At 63.7% G+C, this 16498-nt stretch carries 19 protein-coding genes; 6 read left to right on the forward strand and 13 right to left on the reverse strand.

All coding sequences use genetic code 11. The features are described 5' to 3' along the window. Window positions 1-29: 29 nt before the first annotated feature. Window positions 30-677, forward strand: coding sequence for an SDR family NAD(P)-dependent oxidoreductase (locus tag AC2FME_RS00880; protein ID WP_496799361.1), 648 nt, complete (start codon window positions 30-32; stop codon window positions 675-677). Between the two features lie 58 nt (window positions 678-735). Here the strand turns inward: AC2FME_RS00880 and AC2FME_RS00885 are convergent, their stop codons facing one another. The 4 genes from AC2FME_RS00885 to AC2FME_RS00900 form a co-directional block, all read right to left on the reverse strand. Beyond that, entirely contained in the window at window positions 736-1578 is an 843-nt protein-coding gene (locus tag AC2FME_RS00885; protein ID WP_496686256.1) for an ATP-binding protein, read from the reverse strand. 115 nt (window positions 1579-1693) lie between these two features. Continuing rightward, a complete protein-coding gene (tatC, locus tag AC2FME_RS00890; RefSeq protein ID WP_496686259.1) occupies window positions 1694-2575 on the reverse strand; it encodes a twin-arginine translocase subunit TatC in 882 nt (293 codons plus the stop codon). After that, window positions 2572-3030, reverse strand: a complete 459-nt coding sequence (gene tatB, locus AC2FME_RS00895; protein WP_496678057.1) for a Sec-independent protein translocase protein TatB — start codon at window positions 3028-3030, stop codon at window positions 2572-2574. Before tatB ends, tatC begins: the two co-directional genes overlap by 4 nt. Window positions 3031-3036: 6 nt before the next feature. Next, a complete protein-coding gene (locus tag AC2FME_RS00900; RefSeq protein ID WP_496678054.1) occupies window positions 3037-3252 on the reverse strand; it encodes a twin-arginine translocase TatA/TatE family subunit in 216 nt (71 codons plus the stop codon). Window positions 3253-3471: 219 nt separating this feature from the next. On the opposite strand from AC2FME_RS00900, the gene AC2FME_RS00905 reads away from it, so the two are divergent. Further along, complete coding sequence (locus tag AC2FME_RS00905; protein ID WP_480753377.1) at window positions 3472-3777, forward strand: hypothetical protein; 306 nt, start codon at window positions 3472-3474, stop codon at window positions 3775-3777. Window positions 3778-3798: 21 nt separating this feature from the next. Next, entirely contained in the window at window positions 3799-4470 is a 672-nt protein-coding gene (locus AC2FME_RS00910) for a helix-turn-helix transcriptional regulator (RefSeq protein ID WP_496686262.1), read from the forward strand. A 33-nt stretch (window positions 4471-4503) separates the two neighbouring features. Here AC2FME_RS00910 and AC2FME_RS00915 read toward each other — a convergent pair whose 3' ends face one another. The 8 genes from AC2FME_RS00915 to AC2FME_RS00950 form a co-directional block, all read right to left on the reverse strand. Continuing rightward, on the reverse strand, window positions 4504-5655 hold the full coding sequence (locus AC2FME_RS00915; protein WP_496678046.1) for a peptidoglycan DD-metalloendopeptidase family protein: 1152 nt from the start codon (window positions 5653-5655) through the stop codon (window positions 4504-4506). A 62-nt stretch (window positions 5656-5717) separates the two neighbouring features. Then, the gene (locus tag AC2FME_RS00920; RefSeq protein ID WP_496678044.1) at window positions 5718-6368 is read right to left on the reverse strand and encodes a protein-L-isoaspartate(D-aspartate) O-methyltransferase; all 651 of its coding nucleotides are present in this window, start codon (window positions 6366-6368) and stop codon (window positions 5718-5720) included. Continuing rightward, window positions 6365-7147 carry a 5'/3'-nucleotidase SurE gene (gene surE, locus AC2FME_RS00925; RefSeq protein ID WP_496678043.1) on the reverse strand — a complete coding sequence of 261 codons (783 nt, stop codon included), beginning with the start codon at window positions 7145-7147 and terminating at the stop codon, window positions 6365-6367. The genes AC2FME_RS00920 and surE overlap by 4 nt, the downstream gene beginning before the upstream one ends. A gap of 123 nt (window positions 7148-7270) precedes the next feature. Continuing rightward, the gene (locus tag AC2FME_RS00930; protein WP_496678042.1) at window positions 7271-8356 is read right to left on the reverse strand and encodes an ABC transporter ATP-binding protein; all 1086 of its coding nucleotides are present in this window, start codon (window positions 8354-8356) and stop codon (window positions 7271-7273) included. A gap of 86 nt (window positions 8357-8442) precedes the next feature. Beyond that, on the reverse strand, window positions 8443-9555 hold the full coding sequence (locus AC2FME_RS00935) for a YhaZ family DNA alkylation repair protein (RefSeq protein WP_496799362.1): 1113 nt from the start codon (window positions 9553-9555) through the stop codon (window positions 8443-8445). Window positions 9556-9557: 2 nt separating this feature from the next. After that, complete coding sequence (locus AC2FME_RS00940; RefSeq protein WP_496799363.1) at window positions 9558-10337, reverse strand: SDR family oxidoreductase; 780 nt, start codon at window positions 10335-10337, stop codon at window positions 9558-9560. An 18-nt stretch (window positions 10338-10355) separates the two neighbouring features. Next, window positions 10356-10673 carry a hypothetical protein gene (locus tag AC2FME_RS00945; protein WP_496799364.1) on the reverse strand — a complete coding sequence of 106 codons (318 nt, stop codon included), beginning with the start codon at window positions 10671-10673 and terminating at the stop codon, window positions 10356-10358. A 76-nt stretch (window positions 10674-10749) separates the two neighbouring features. Next, entirely contained in the window at window positions 10750-11112 is a 363-nt protein-coding gene (locus AC2FME_RS00950; RefSeq protein WP_496799365.1) for a SnoaL-like domain-containing protein, read from the reverse strand. 109 nt (window positions 11113-11221) lie between these two features. Between AC2FME_RS00950 and AC2FME_RS00955 the strand changes: the two genes are divergently transcribed. From AC2FME_RS00955 to AC2FME_RS00965, 3 genes are all read left to right on the forward strand, one after another. Further along, on the forward strand, window positions 11222-12829 hold the full coding sequence (locus AC2FME_RS00955; protein WP_496686271.1) for a peptide chain release factor 3: 1608 nt from the start codon (window positions 11222-11224) through the stop codon (window positions 12827-12829). A gap of 76 nt (window positions 12830-12905) precedes the next feature. Continuing rightward, window positions 12906-13682: a YiiX/YebB-like N1pC/P60 family cysteine hydrolase gene (locus tag AC2FME_RS00960; protein WP_496712840.1), complete on the forward strand. Its 777-nt coding sequence runs from the start codon at window positions 12906-12908 to the stop codon at window positions 13680-13682. Window positions 13683-14133: 451 nt separating this feature from the next. After that, window positions 14134-15522 carry a DEAD/DEAH box helicase gene (locus AC2FME_RS00965; protein ID WP_170459353.1) on the forward strand — a complete coding sequence of 463 codons (1389 nt, stop codon included), beginning with the start codon at window positions 14134-14136 and terminating at the stop codon, window positions 15520-15522. A gap of 59 nt (window positions 15523-15581) precedes the next feature. Here AC2FME_RS00965 and AC2FME_RS00970 read toward each other — a convergent pair whose 3' ends face one another. Further along, window positions 15582-16484 carry an EamA family transporter gene (locus tag AC2FME_RS00970; RefSeq protein ID WP_496799366.1) on the reverse strand — a complete coding sequence of 301 codons (903 nt, stop codon included), beginning with the start codon at window positions 16482-16484 and terminating at the stop codon, window positions 15582-15584. Window positions 16485-16498 lie beyond the last annotated feature (14 nt).

A 16498-nucleotide genomic window follows, 5' to 3' on the forward strand; every position in this document is an offset into this window, starting at 1 on the left:
GGCTGCGCGCTTGGGTTCAAACCCCGCGCATGACCGATCAGACCAAAATTGCCCTTGTTACCGGCGCGTCGCGTGGGCTGGGAGCCGCCCTGGCCGAGGCGCTGGCACCCGAATACCACATCGTCGCCGTTGCCCGCACCACAGGCGGGCTGGAAGATCTGGATGACCGCATCAAGTCCCAAGGAGGCGCGGCCACCCTGGCGCCGATGGATATCGCCGACCCCAATGCCATGGCCACACTGTGCCGCGGCATCCATGACCGCTGGGGCAAGCTGGACCTGTGGCTGCACACGGCCATCCACACCGCACCGCTGACGCCTGCGAATTTCATCGACCCCAAGGATTGGCAGAAATCCGTGGACGTGAACGCCACCGCGACTTCGGTTCTGATTCCCTATGTCGCCCCCCTGCTGGGTGAGGCTGGACAGGCGGTGTTCTTTGACGACCCGCGTGCCGGCGAGAAGTTCTGCGCCACCTATGGCGCAACCAAGGCTGCGCAGATTGCCATGGCGCGCAGCTGGGCCGCCGAAACCGTGCGCACCGGGCCAAAGGTTCATGTTCTGCAGCCCAGGCCTATGGCAACAGCCCTGCGCGCGCGTTTCTTCCCGGGGGAGGATCGGTCGAAGCTGGCCAGCCCCTCGGACGAGGCCGCGCGCCTGCTATCCATGCTGGGCTGAGACCGTTCGGCCAGATCCCTTGCAAGTTGCAGCGGCGCCCCCATGACGGGCGCCGTTTTCATTCGATATGGACGCCCTGCCGGCCCGCCAGATCGACAAAGAACTGCCACGCCACCCGGCCCGAACGCGCGCCGCGCGTGGCCTGCCATTCGATCGCTTCGGCCCGCAGAGCGTCGGCATCGACGCTGACGCCATAAGCCGCGCAATACCGGTCGATCATCGCAAGGTATTCGTCCTGATCGCAGGGGTGAAACCCCAGCCACAAGCCGAACCGGTCGGACAGCGAAACCTTTTCCTCGACTGCCTCGGACGGGTTGATCGCGCTCGAGCGTTCGTTTTCGATCATGTCGCGCGGCATCAGGTGGCGGCGGTTCGACGTGGCATAGAACACCACGTTTTCGGGCCGACCCTCGATCCCGCCATCCAGTACGGCCTTCAGCGACTTGTAGTGCTGATCGTCATGGCTGAACGACAAGTCGTCGCAGAACAGGATGAACCGGAAAGGTGCAGCGCGCAGGTGGTTCAGCAACCGCGCGACCGAGCCCATGTCCTCGCGCTGAAGCTCAACCAGCTTCAGGTCGGGAAACTCGGGCTGAAGGGTGCCGTGCACCGCCTTGACAAGGCTGGACTTGCCCATACCGCGGGCACCCCACAACAGCGCGTTGTTTGCCTTGTACCCGGCCGCGAAGCGGCGCGTGTTGTCCAACAGCGTATCGCGCGACCGGTTGATGCCCACCAGCAGGTCAAGATCAACGCGGTTGACATGGTGCACCGGCTCCAGCCGGTCGGGCGCAATGTGCCAGACAAAAGCGGGGGCGGCCGAGAAATCAGGCGCAGCCAGCGGCGCCGGGGCCATGCGTTCCAATGCGTCGGCAATGCGGTTCAGGGCTTGGTCGTCCATGGGTCCTCCGAAGTCTTGCGGCCGATTTCAACCACGTTCATGGGCCGCCAACAAGACCCGGATGAAGAAAGGGCGCACCCGTCAAGGCGCGCCCTTCCCCATTCACTGCTCGGGTTTACTTGTCGTCTTCGGCCTCAAACTCTGCCATCAGCTCGTCATCGGCTGCTTCTTCATCGTCATAATAGCCGTCGGCCCGCAGCTGTTCTTCGCGCTTTTTCTCGACCCGGGCCACCAGGAAGATCGAAATCTCGTACAGGCCGTAGACCACAACGAACAGAATGATCTGGGTGATCACGTCCGGCGGGGTCACGATGGCGGCCAGAACCAGAATGCCCACCACGGCATATTTGCGCACCGCGCCCAAACCTTCGGCGCTGACCAGCCCGGCCTTGCCCATCAGGGTCAACAAAACCGGAAGCTGGAAGCACAGACCGAAGGCCACGATGAACTTGATCGTCAGGTTCAGATATTCCTGCGCCGAACCTTGGAACACCACGCTCAGCGGCGCGGATGCGCCTTCGGCGACAGCCTCACCCTCGGCCCCGAATTGCTGGAATCCAAGGAAGAAGTCATAGGCCAGCGGGGTGACCACGTAAAAGGCAAAGCTCGCGCCCAGCAGGAACATGAAGGGCGAGGCCAGCAGGAATGGCAGGAAGGCGTTCTTCTCGGACCGGTAGAGCCCCGGCGCCACGAACCGCCACATCTGCATGCCGATATACGGAAAGGCCAGAATGAACCCACCCAAGAGCGAGACCTTGATCGCCACGAAGAAGCCCTCCTGCGGCGAAATGAAGATCAGGTCGCAGTCCTGTCCGCGCTCGGACAGAACATCGCACAGGGGCTGGGTCAGAAAGTTGAAGATCGGCGTGGCAACCGTGAAACAGATGATCATACCGATCAAAAACGCCACGACGCTGTGGATCAGACGCGTGCGCAGCTCGGCCAGATGCTCGATCAGGGGGGCCGAGGTATCCTCGATCTCGTCGGTCTTGCTCATGTCTTGCCTTCGGTTTTCAGCGCGGCTTCGGCCTCTTCGGCCTTGGCCATGGCCTCGGCGGCTTCTTTCGCCTTGCGCTCGGCGGCGGCACGGGCGGTGGCAGCCTGGATCTTCTTGGCCTGCTCGGCGCGTTCAGCGGCCAGTTTGCCGGTTTCGCTGTCGGGGTCGAACTTGGTCGGATCCATGCTCTTGGCCATGTCCTGCGCGGCCTGCTTGACGCCATCCATCGCACTGCCCACCGGGTTGGTGGCCGCGTCCAGACCTTTCTTGATATCGTTCACGCCCGCCTGGTCGGCCGCCTCGTTCATGGCGCTTGAAAATTCGCGTGCCATGCCCCGGGCCTTGCCGATGAACCGTCCGACATTGCGGAACAGAACCGGCAGGTCCTTGGGCCCCACGACGATCAGGGCAACGATGCCGATGACCAGCAGCTCGGTCCAGCCCAGATCAAACATGGGCGATCAGACCTTGTCTTTGTCGGTCTCGGGCGTGACGTCCTTGGCCAGCTCAGACGCGTCCTGTTCGATCTCCTCGCCGCCTTCCTTTACGCCTTTCTTGAATGCGGTGATGCCTTTGCCCACCTCACCCATCAACGAGCTGATCTTGCCGCGGCCAAACAGCACCAGCACCACGACGGCGATCAGCAGCAGGCCGGGAAGGCCGATATTGTTGAGCATGTCTCTTCTCCTTCTACGTCGGCGCAACGCGCCGGGAATGTGATCTGACTTCGTGTCTACGCCCACCGGGCCATCGAAAAAAGTGACGCAAGTCAAATCCGCGTTCAAATCCGGGCCGCTCATGTGGTTTTTGCGGGCTGGCAATTTTCAACTGACAGGTTTATGTCAGTTGCAGACGACTAGGAACAGGGCATCGAAACCTGGTCAACGGAGACTCACATGACCCATGTTGCTGAAATCGTCACCTTCACCCTCGCTGATGGCACCACGCCGGAAGAGTTCGTCAGGCTCAGCCAGACGACCGAGGCCTTCGTGCGTGCGGCTCGCGGCTTTGCCCACCGACAGTTGAGCCAGGGCGAGGATGGCCGCTGGACCGATTATGTCATCTGGACCGACATGAAGGCCGCACAGGACGCCGCAGCGCAGTTCCCACAGCAGGATTTTGCCGCCGGTCTGATGGCGGCGATCGACCCCGCCAGCATCCAGATGCGCCATGAGAAAGTGCTATGGAACATGACCGCCTGATCGCGGTCCGGACGGCGTGTCATGCGCCGCACTGACCGCCTGTTCGACATCATCCAGATCCTGCGCGACGGCAAACTGCACCGCGCGCAGGACATCGCGGACCGGCTCGAGGTTTCGGTCCGCACCATCTATCGCGACATGGACACACTGGTGGCTTCGGGCGTTCCCGTCCAGGGCGAACGCGGTGTGGGTTACATGGTGCGCGAGCAGATCACCCTGCCCCCGCTGAACCTCAGCCCGGCCGAGCTTGAGGCCCTGAACCTCGGCATGGCGATCGTGGCCGAGGCCGCCGACCCCGACCTGAAGGCCGCCGCGGAGTCGCTGGCCGCCAAGATCGACGCAGTACTGCCCACCCAGGTGGTGGCCGAGGCGGATGCGTGGAAATTCGCCGTCTATCCCTTTGCCGATGCCGCGCGCGGGCTGGCGCATATGGCGCCGATCCGAGCGGCCATCAAATCGCGCCAGAAACTGCGGCTGACCTACCGGCGCATCGACGGAACCCTGACCGAACGCACAATCCGCCCCTTGCACATGGAATACTGGGGCAGGGTCTGGACCCTGACCGCCTGGTGCGAGCTGCGCGATGCCTTCCGCGTGTTCCGCATTGACCTAATCGAAAGCGTCACGCCCTTGCCCGAGATCTTTGCCGATGAGCCCGGAAAGCGGCTGGCCGATTACGACCCGACCGCCTGATGCCCGTCAGCCCCGAAAGATCGCGCCGAATTTTCAGCGCAGATAGGTTTCCGGATCCACCGACTCGAAGCCTTCGCGCACCTCGAAATGCACATAGGCGTTTTCGCCGCCGCGCAGCTTGGCAATGCTCTGGCCGCGGCTGACCCGGTCGCCTTTCTTAACCGAGATCCCCTCGACATTCGCATAGACCGTCAGCAGATCGTTGCTGTGCTTGACCACAATGATCGGGATCTGGTCTGCATCGGCCGTGATCGCGGCCACGGTGCCGGCCTCGGCGGCCTTGACCGGTGTGCCGGGGCTGCCGGCAATGTCGATCCCCTCGTTCTTGCCCTTGGCATAGGGCCGGATGATCTTGCCGGTGACCGGCATCGCCAGGGCCGAAGCGCTGGTCTGGGTCGGCGCCTCGGCGGTCACGTCCGGCGCGGGGGCCGGCGGTGCGATCTTTTCATCCGGCAGGGGCTGGGTGGCACTGGGCGGCGTGGGTGTCGGAGACCCCTGCCCCGGCTCGGTCACCGCCGTTGCCGCGGGCACGGCCGCTTGTCGCGGCGCGGCCTGGTCCTTGACTGGAATCAGCAGGTATTGCCCCTCGCGCACGGTGAAATCGGGGCCCAGGCCGTTCCATTCGGCCAGCGCATCTACCGGCACCTGGTACAGGCGGGAAATGGTATAGGCCGTCTCGCCGCGCTTGACCTTGTGGCGGATCGGCTCGTCCGTCGAGGTGACCGGCGCAGGTTTGACCGGTTCCAGCGTCGAGACACGCACGCCGCCGGTATCCGGCGCCTGATCGATGGCCGTCGTTGCGATCGAGGCGATATCGACATTGCCCGCCCCGGCCCCGACCGACCGGGGCAAGGCCAGAACCTCGCCCTCGCGCAGTTGGTCGCTGGGCAGCAATCCGTTGAACCGGGCCAGTTCGGCCTCGGGCAGGCCAACCCGCGCCGCGACCGTGCCGACCGTATCGCCCCGCCGGGCCACCGCCACCTGGTAGGTGGGATAGGTGATCACCCCGCGCGCATCGGGCGCCGGGCGGTCTGCTGTGGCCGACAAGGCGGCCGGGGTGGTCGAAAACCCGCCGACCTGACCCCGCAAATCGTAATCCAGCGGCCCCTCGCACCCGGCAAGCACCGCGACCGTGGCCAGCGCCGACGCGCCACGACCCAAGACTGACCTGGAAACTGCTCTCATGTCTCTGTCCTCAACACCTGCCCCTGTTTGCCGGGGTTCTGGCGCCCTTTTTGCTACGGCTTCTACGCTTCGTCCCTGCCAAGCCCCTCCAACAAGGGCACGAATCGGACGGGCAACAACTCGTCATAGTCGAAGCCGGACTCGGTTCTGGTGACCCGGATCAGGGTCTGCACCGCATCCGACTGCCCCACGGGCAACACCATGATACCGCCGATTTTCAACTGCGCCAAGAGCGGCCCGGGCGGGTCCTCGGCGGCGGCGGTCACGATGATCCGGTCAAAGGGGGCCTGTTCGGGCAATCCAAAGGATCCGTCTGAATGCATCGCGGTAATGTTGGTCAATCCCAACTCGCGAAACAGCTCTCCGGTTTCGCGCACCAGGCGCTTGTGGCGCTCGACCGTGTAGACCCGGCGTGCCAGCTTGGCCAAAACCGCCGCCTGATAGCCCGACCCGGTGCCCACCTCGAGCACCTTGTCCCGCGGCGTGACCTGCAGCGCCTGCGTCATCAGCCCAACGACCGAGGGCTGGCTGATCGTCTGACCGCAGGCAATCGGCAGCGGCGTGTCCTCATAGGCCCGTTCCGCGAACAGGCCGCGGACGAACCTGCCACGGTCGATCTGCTCCATCGCGTCCAGAACGCGCGCATCCGTCACCCCGCGCGAGCGCAGGGCAAACAGGAACTGCATCTTGGTTTCCGGGTCCGGTCCAGTCATTCGATCGTCTTCAAAGCGTCAAGCGCGTCATGCGCCGTCAGATCGGCCCGCATCGGCGTGACCGAGATGTAACCTTCCAGATTGGCCGCCGCGTCGGTGCCGGGCGCGGTGGGGTTGTGCTGATAGCCGCCCTTGATCCACAGGAACCGCCGCCCCGAAGGCGAGGTGTGCGGCTCGACCGAGAAATGCGTGTCGCGCCGAAAGCCCTGGCGCACGACGCGGGTGCCCAGCACCTCGTCGGCGGGAACGGGCGGGAAATTCACGTTGTAGAACAGCCGGTAGTCTTCCTGCTCGGGCGGCGTGGCCGCAAGGATGCGCCGCACCAGGTCGGCGCCGTGACGCGCGGCGGCCTGGAACGGATCCTCGAGCCCTAGATTGCGCGGCCCGAAATACTGCGACAGGGCAATCGCGGGTATGCCCTGCAAGGCGGCCTCCATCGCGCCGCCGATGGTGCCGGAATACAACGTGTTCTCGGCCGAATTGTTGCCCCGGTTCACCCCGGACAGGACCAGATCGGGCCGGGCGTCCTTCATCACCTCGTGCAGCCCGGCCAGAACACAGTCGGCGGGCGAGCCCTCGGCGGCGAACCGACGCTCGCCCAGCTTGGCGATCATCATCGGATGGGTATAGCTGATGCAATGGCCCACCCCCGACTGCTCGAAAGCAGGCGCCACGACCCAGACCTCGCCCCCGGGTCCGGCCAGATCTGCAGCGATCGCCTCCAGCGTCATCAGACCCGGCGCGTTGATCCCGTCATCGTTCGTCAGAAGTATGCGCATCTGCCTGCTGTGCCCCCGCGTTTGGCCCTTGATAGACGCAGCCACCGAACGCGGCAAGCGACGCCCCGGCCCTTTCTGCGGCATTCGCGCACCACTTGCGGGGAAATCGACGGCGAAGGGCGGTCAGGCCGGAAAAACGAAACACTTGTCGCGGCGGATGGTCAGCCACATCACCCGACCCGGATTGGGCACGAACACGTTGGGCACGGTGACCTTCAGGATCGAGCCGTCATAGTCCATGCGAAACTCGATCAGGCTTTCGTTGCCCAGGAACCGCGCCCGCTCGACCACGCCGCGGGCCGGAACGCCGTCGGTGGCGGTGGGCAGCGGCCCCTTGCCGTTGCGGTCGAAATCCAGCCGCACATGCTGCGGGCGGAACACGATCTCGACATTGGTGCCGTCGGGGATGCCCGGCGCCAGGAACTGTCCGAACGGCGTTTCCGCCAGCGCCCCATTCACCTGTGACCGCAACACGTTGACATCGCTGAAGAACGCCACCGCCGCCTTGTCGACCGGCCGGGTATACACGTTGTAGGGCGCGCCCTGCTGCACGATCCTGCCGCGCCGCATCAGTGCAATCTCGTCCGCCATGCGCATGGCCTCTTCGGGCTCGTGCGTGACCAGCAGCACGGCGGCGTCCTCTTCCTTGAGAATGGCCAGCGTCTCGTCGCGGATGCCATCGCGCAGACGGTTGTCGAGGCCCGAGAACGGCTCGTCCATCAGCATGATCCGGGGACGCGGCGCCAGCGCACGGGCCAGCGCGACCCGCTGTTGCTCGCCCCCCGACAACTGATGAGGAAACCCGTCGACATAGCGCAGCAGGTCCACCTTGCCCAACAACTCCTCGACGCGGGCGCGTTTCTCGTCCTTGCCGCCCTTCAGGCCGAAGGCCACGTTGTCGGCCACGCTCAGGTGCGGGAACAGGGCGAAGTCCTGGAACATCAGCCCGATCTCGCGCCGTTCGGGCGGCACGCGGAACACGGTGTCGCAGATCAGCTTGCCGTCGACATAGATCTCGCCGGACTCCTGCATCTCGACCCCGGCGATCGCCCGCAACGTGGTGGATTTGCCGCAGCCCGACGGGCCCAGCAGACAGGTCACCTGCCCCGCCTGAACGGTCAGAGAGACATCATCGACCACCGTGCGCCCGCCGAACCGGCAGACCAGATTGCGGATTTCCAATCGCGGAGGAGCTGTGTTGATTGCCACCGACGGACCCCAATTACCTTTTCCCGATCAATTTCATCGGGCTTGCGCCGGGATAACAACCCCGCCCATCGGGCGCAAGAGAGGCGCTAGGCCAGCAGCTCGAACGGCACGCCCGCGCGGACCTTGCCGTTGACCTGAATCTCAAGCCGATGCGGCCCCGGCACCAACCGAAACGTCGTGGCGTCGCCCTTGAGTTTGTGCCGCTTGCTCAGCCGCAGGCAGCCATCTGAAAGATTGGCTTGCCTGAGCTTGTGAACCTTGGGTGAGATTTTCCCTCCAGGCCGCTGAAAATGCACGATATAGTCAATCAAGACCGGTTGATCATCGGGCCCTGAAACCGAGACAGCGAACTCCAGAACCCCGCCGATGCGGGCCTCGCCAATCACCTCAGCATTCACTTCCAGCGGTGCGTCGGGATCATAACCCAGCAGCGTCATCGCCCCGCCGTGGCCGGACTTGACCAGCCCGCGCAGCGCATGTGCGGTGATCCACCGCATCTCGCCGGCCTCCTGCGCACCCGAGGCATGCCACGCCTTCAGGCGGTCCAGCGCCAGGTCGTGGTCTTTCTTGGTGATGTCGTTGAGATGGTTCGCCACCGACCGCGTGACATAGCGCGTCGGATCCGAGTGCAACCGATCCAGCAGCGGCAGCGGGTCCGACAGGTCCAGCCCGACCGCCTGCCCCCAGGGCAGCCGCGGGCGCGTGCCTTCGGAGACCAGCCGCCGGACGTGATAGCTGGAATGCCCGCACCAGTCCTGCATCCGGTCCAGCACCAGATCGGGATGGCTGTTCAAAAATGGCCGGATCGCCCATTCCATCGAAAATCGCTGAGTGATCTCTGCAAGCACATCCAGCGCCACGTCGGGATGGTCCGCGCCGACCTGCGCCACCCACTCGCCCAATGGGGCAAAGATGAAGTCACCGAAATCGTCATCGTTCAGGGACGGATCCAGAGGCGGTGGCAAGGCCCGAAGGATCACCGGGGCCACGTCGGGCAGCGCGCCGGGAAAGGCCGTCTGCAAACAATCGGCAATCCACGCGATCCGCTGCTTCAGCTCTAGCTCCGGCAGGCGCGACATGACCCGCGCTTGGAACGCCTCCCCGTCAAACCCGGGGTCGGCCTGCGTGAACAGGCCGGCCAGGTAACGGGCCTTTTCCGCGTTGAACAGCTGATCCTTCAGCGAAAACCCCTGCGCCACGGTCACATCGTCAGGTTGGTCGCGCCGCCATCCAGCAGGATGTTCTGCCCCACGATGAACCCGGCATGTTGCGAGCACAGAAACGCACAGGTCGCGCCGAATTCCTGCCGCGTACCATAGCGCCGCGCCGGGATCGTGGCCGCGCGCTCGGCCCGTGCCTCGTCCAGCGAGATTCCCTTTTGCGCCGAAACTCCGGCATCCAGCGAGTCCGCCCGGTCGGTGGCATGAATGCCGGGCAACAGGTTGTTGATGGTCACGCCATAGGGCGCCACCTGCCGCGCGGTTCCGGCCACATAGCCGGTCAGCCCGGTGCGTGCCGCGTTCGACAGGCCCAGCACCGCGATGGGGGCCCGCACGGATTGCGAGGTGATGTTCACCACCCGGCCCCACCCCTTGTCCATCATCGACGGCAACAGCGCCTTCATGAAGGCGATCGGCGTCAGCATGTTGGCATCCAGCGCCTTGATGAAATCCTCTCGGTCCCAGTCCGACCACAGGCCCGGCGGCGGGCCACCGGCGTTTGTCACAAGTATATCAACGCCCTGCGCGGCCTCGATCACCTGCGCCTGGCCTTCGGGGGTGGTCACATCGCAGGCCACGGTCTGCACCTCGACGCCATGTTCGGCGCGCAACCGGTCGGCCTGCGCCTTCAGCGCGTCATGTCCACGTGCGTTCATCACCAGATCAACGCCCTCGGCGGCCAGCGCCTCGGCGCAGCCCAGCCCCAAGCCCTTGCTGCTGGCACAGACCAGCGCGCGTTTTCCTTTGATTCCCAGATCCATCTGATCCCCCGTCGTTCTTCAGTTGGTTCCATCCGCGTCGGACGTCACTGTTAAACTTGCGCTGGGCGGACAAGCCGACCCACCAAGCCACTCCAGTTCGCACACCCAACTCCAGCTTTGGACAATAACACCAACTATTGCAGCAACTACTGCTAGCGCCCCAAAAAACCGTTCGAATTTGGCCAGCCTTTGAGTCTGCTGCGTAACTACTTTTTTTCCGCGCCAGTAAAGTTGCCCATGATAATCCACGCCGAGAGCATCCAATTCATCGATTGAAATGCTCTCGACTCCGAAGGGCCAATTCTCGCGGTTCGGTGTATTTTGGGTTTCTGACATCGGTATACCTTTTCGAACACAAAACTCCTAACATCGCACCGCCAAAATTAGCTAGTCAGCAAACCGCTGAAGTATATCAGTAGAAGAACTCTTCGCGTACGATCTTTCCATCCGCCACGTGATAGACGCCGACCTCTTTCATATCAAAGACTTCACCGGTTTCCTTCACCTTGCCCTGAACCTCGAAGATCACGGCGAAGCGGTCTTCGCCATGCAGGAACGGGCCGCTGACCGACGCGCCCGACACCTCGTGCGCGCCTTCCCACCAGTCGTGCTTGCCTCGGATGCCTTCAATGCCGTGGGTCTCGCGGCCCATGCCCTGCATGTCCATCGCTTCGACCGAAACGGCATCGGGCGCATACAGTTTTTCCAAATTCTCCTTGGCGCGGTCCTCGCGGCAGCCGGCCACCAGCTCCTGAGCGATTTCTTTCAAATTCATTGGTCCACTCCATTATTTGTTCACTATATGTTCTTCGTCGCACATCCGCCCGATTCGAACCACCCCCTTTGTCTTGCCTCGGCAGGATTCCCCGCCTATACGCGCGGTCATGCTTGATACCGCCTCGAACCAACCCACCCTGCCGCCCGAGATCGCCCGGCGCCGGACCTTTGCCATCATCTCGCACCCGGATGCGGGCAAGACGACCCTGACCGAAAAGTTTCTTCTGTATGGCGGCGCCATCCAAATGGCCGGACAGGTGCGCGCCAAGGGCGAGGCACGGCGCACGCGGTCGGACTTCATGCAGATGGAAAAGGACCGGGGCATTTCGGTCTCGGCCTCGGCCATGTCGTTTGACTATGGCCCCTATCGGTTCAACCTGGTCGATACGCCCGGCCACTCGGACTTCTCCGAAGACACCTATCGCACCCTGACCGCCGTTGACGCCGCGGTCATGGTGATCGACGGGGCCAAGGGTGTGGAAAGCCAGACGCAGAAGCTGTTCGAGGTCTGCCGCCTGCGCGATCTGCCCATCCTGACCTTCTGCAACAAGATGGACCGCGAAAGCCGCGATACGTTCGAGATCATCGACGAGATCCAGGAAATGCTGGCCATCGACGTGACCCCGGCCAGCTGGCCCATCGGCATGGGGCGCGATTTCATCGGCTGCTATGACATGCTGCGCGACCGACTGGAGCTGATGGACCGCGCCGACCGCAACAAGGTGGCCGAAAGCATCGAGATCAACGGGCTTGACGACCCCAAACTGGCCGAGCATGTGCCCGCGCATCTGCTGGACAAGCTGCTGGAAGAGGTCGAGATGGCGCGCGAATTGTTGCCCGCGCTGGACCCGCAGGCGGTTCTTGAAGGCCACATGACCCCGATCTGGTTCGGATCGGCCATCAACTCTTTCGGCGTCAAGGAACTGATGGAGGGTATCGGCCAATATGGCCCGCAGCCGCAGGTGCAATCGGCCGAACCGCGCCAGATTTCGCCAGACGAAAAGAAGGTGGCGGGCTTTGTCTTCAAGGTGCAGGCCAACATGGACCCCAAGCACCGCGACCGGGTGGCCTTTGTCCGCATGGCCAGCGGCCATTTCAAGCGCGGCATGAAGCTGACCCATGTGCGCACCAAGAAGCCCATGGCGGTGTCGAACCCGGTGCTGTTCCTCGCATCCGACCGGGAACTGGCCGAAGAGGCTTGGGCCGGCGACATCATCGGCATCCCCAACCACGGACAGTTGCGCATCGGCGACACTCTGACCGAGGGCGAGGCGATCCGCGTGACCGGCATCCCGTCCTTCGCGCCCGAACTGCTGCAGGGCGTGCGCGCCGGTGACCCGATGAAGGCCAAGCACCTGGAAAAGGCACTGATGCAGTTTGCCGAGGAAGGCGCGGCCAAGGTTTTCAAGCCGTCGATCGGCTCGGGCTTCATCGTCGGCGTGGTGGGGGCGTTGCAATTCGAAGTGCTGGCCAGCCGGATCGAGCTGGAATACGGCCTGCCCGTCCGGTTCGAGGCCTCGCAATTCACCAGTGCGCGCTGGGTGTCGGGCGACAAGGCCGAGATCGAGAGGTTCGTCAATGCCAACAAGCAGCACATCGCCCATGACCACGATGGCGACATCGTTTATCTGACCCGGCTTCAGTGGGACATCGACCGAGTGGTGCGCGACTATCCCAAACTGTCCTTGACCGCGACCAAGGAGATGATGACGTAATATCAACGGGTTTGTGATCCGGCCCGGACCGGATTGGGCGGTATACTGCCGTCGGACACAGCGCGGAGGATGCGGCATGAACAGGCTTCTGGGCACGGTTGGGCGCACACTGTCGCGGTTCATCGAAAAGCCGCTCAAAGGGTATCAGAGCTTTTCGACCACCACGCCCGAACGCCTGCGCCGCACCCTGCGGCCCTGCGACGTGCTGCTGGTCGAGGGCAACAGCCGGGTCGCCTCGGCGATCAAGTATCTCACCAACTCGACCTGGTCGCATGTGGCATTCTACGCCGGGGGCGACGACCCCGACACCCAGATGATCGAGGCCGACCTGCAAGAGGGCGTGCGCGCGGTTCCGGTTTCACATTTCGCCCATCTCAATACTCGTATCTGCCGCCCCATCGGCCTGACCCCGGAAGACGAGGCGCAGATCATCGCCTTCATGCGCGGCAGTATCGGCAAGACCTATGACCTGAAGAACATCTTCGACCTGCTGCGGTATCTGCTTCCGAACCCGCCGGTTCCGGCCCGTTTTCGCCGCAAGATGCTGGAACTGGGCTCGGGTGACCCGACCCGCGCCATCTGCTCGACCCTGATCGCCGAGGCGTTCCAGAGCGTACGCTATCCGATCCTGCCGGTCCTGACCGAAGACTGCGACGCCGGCCAGGCCCGCGAGATCCTCAGCATCCGGCACCATTCGCTGTTCGCCCCGCGCGACTTTGACCTGTCGCCCTATTTCCGCATCGTGAAACCGACGATCGAATACGGGTTCGACTATCGCACCCTGACCTGGTCGGACCGGCCGCCCGGGCTCGATGCCCTGCCATCCGAACCCAACCGCAGCGCCGCGACATGACGACTGCGCCCGACCGGGCCTCGCCGCCTCGGGGGATGCCGTCGATGGTCGCGGGTCCACTTCCGACATCCTCGTCCGTGTCGCCCTCATCTGAATGCGGGGCGTGCCACATCCACCTCGATGAGCACGCCCGTACGACCTTTCGCACTCTGCGCAGCTTTTTCGACGAACCCGGCCGTGCCGACCCGAAGGTGTGCGAGGCATGATCCTGCACAGGCCGCTGGAACTCTAGGCGAAACCGCTGAAAAACTTCCCCGGAAGTTGCTGAATTGTCGCGCCAAAAGCCCAATCACAGATGACGGCCACACATGAAGGCGACTTCATTTGACCCTGCCACACCTTTTTGTTATGTCCGCATCCAAGCCGAAACGCGCATGGTGCGCATGGCCATCCGGGCCCGGCATTTTTCATACGCGCGGGCCAGGTCAGTGTCCGCATGAACCGGACATACATGACGAAATTCACCGATCTGAACCTGAACCCGAAGGTCCTCAAAGCTATTGAGGAAGCCGGCTACGAAACCCCGACCCCGATCCAGGAAGGCGCCATTCCACCGGCGCTGGAAGGGCGAGACGTTCTGGGTATCGCCCAAACCGGCACAGGCAAGACCGCCAGCTTCACCCTGCCGATGATCACCCTGCTGGCGCGCGGCCGCGCCCGGGCGCGAATGCCGCGTTCGCTGGTGCTGTGCCCGACGCGGGAACTAGCGGCGCAGGTGGCGGAAAACTTCGACACCTACACCAAGCACCTGAAGCTGACCAAAGCGCTGCTGATCGGCGGCGTCAGCTTCAAGGAACAAGAGGCCCTGATCGACCGTGGCGTCGACGTTCTGATCGCCACGCCCGGCCGTCTGCTGGACCATTTCGAACGCGGCAAGCTGCTGCTGACCGGCGTGCAGATCATGGTCGTGGACGAGGCTGACCGGATGCTGGACATGGGGTTCATTCCCGATATCGAACGCATCTTCTCGCTGACGCCCTTTACCCGTCAGACGCTGTTCTTCTCGGCCACCATGGCGCCCGAGATCGAGCGGATCACAGACACTTTCCTGTCGGCCCCGGCCCGGATCGAAGTGGCTCGTCAGGCCACCGCGTCCGAGACCATCGAACAGGGTGTCGTGATGGTCAAAGGCGGCCGCCGTGACCGCGAGGGCAGCACCAAGCGCAAGGTCCTGCGCGCACTGATCGATGCCGAAGGTGACAAATGCACCAACGCCATCATCTTCTGCAACCGCAAGACCGATGTGGATATCACCGCGAAATCGCTCAAGAAATATGGTTACAACGCCGCGCCGATCCACGGCGATCTGGACCAGTCGCAGCGGATGAAAACGTTGGACGGGTTCCGAGAGGGCTCAGTACGTTTGCTGGTGGCGTCTGACGTGGCCGCGCGCGGGCTCGACATTCCGTCGGTCAGCCATGTGTTCAACTTCGACGTGCCCAGCCACCCCGAGGATTATGTGCACCGCATCGGCCGCACCGGCCGCGCCGGGCGCGAGGGCAAGGCGATCACCATCTGCTCGGCCCGCGATGAAAAGGCGCTGGATGCGATCGAGAAGCTGATCCAGAAAGAAATCCCGCGTCTCGACAACCCGGTTCAGGCCGAACCGGCCGAGGCCGAGGACAAAAAGCCCGAAAAGAAATCGCGCGCCTCGACCCGCAAGGATGAGGGCAAGAAAGACAAGCCCGCCAAGGACGCCGCCCCGAACGACAAACCTGCCAAGGAAAAACGTGGCAAAGGACGTGGGCGCCGCGATGATGGCGGAACGGCCGTCGTGGGCATGGGCGATCACCTGCCCAGCTTCATCGCTCTCAGCTTTGACGAACGCCGCGCGGGCTGACCGGCCTGCATGGCAAAAAGATCAGAAGGCGCACGGACCTCCGTGCGCCTTTTTACATCTCAGATCGCTGCGACCAGGATCAGGATCGAGAGGCCCAGCAGGACCATCCCCGCAATCTCGCGCCGTGTCACCGTCTCGCGGAAGACCAGGACTGAGGCCATGAGGCTGAAAATCAGCTCCACCTGCCCCAGCGCCTTGACGTAGGCCGCGTTCTGCAGGCTGAAAGCCCAGAACCAGCAGAACGACCCGCCCAGGCTGGTCAGCCCGACGAAGATGCCGGTGCGCCGCGTGTCCCACACCGCGCGCAGCTCGGCCCGGTCGCGCCAAACCAGCCACAGCGCCATCGACAGGAATTGGATCGAGACCACGACCGCCAGCGTCACCAGCGCCCGGAACCAGGCCTCGCCATTGCCCAGTTGCAGCGACGCGCCGCGATAGCTGACCGCAGAAAAGGCGAACAAGACGCCCGACCCCAACCCCAGTTGCGAGGCGCGGTTGGTCAGGTGACGCCACCACGCCCCACTGCCGCCCGGCGTTTTCGACAACAGCAGAACCGCCAGCAGCCCCAGCAGGATGGCCCCGAACGCACCGGACGAGACCCGGTCTCCCAGCACGATGAAACCGACGATGGCGGTCTGGATCACCTCGGTTTTCTTGAAGGTGATGCCGACGGCAAAGTTGCGCTGCTTGAACAGCGCCACGACGCAGATCGTAGCGAGGATCTGAGACACCCCACCGATGGCGGCATAGAGCCAGAACAGAGGCGGCAGCGCCGGCAGCGGCAGACCGCTGAGCCGCATCGCCCCCGCCAGCCCCAGCAGCACCAGAGGCATCGAATAGGCAAAGCGCGCAAAGGTCGCGCCGGTCGCCGACAACTTCACGCTGCTCAGCGATTTCTGCAGCATGAAGCGCACCGTCTGAAAAGTGGCGGCGGCCAAGGTCACGGGAATCCACAAGCTCATGGAGTCCCTTCTGT

The organism is Ruegeria sp. BHSC026 (assembly GCF_059613065.1).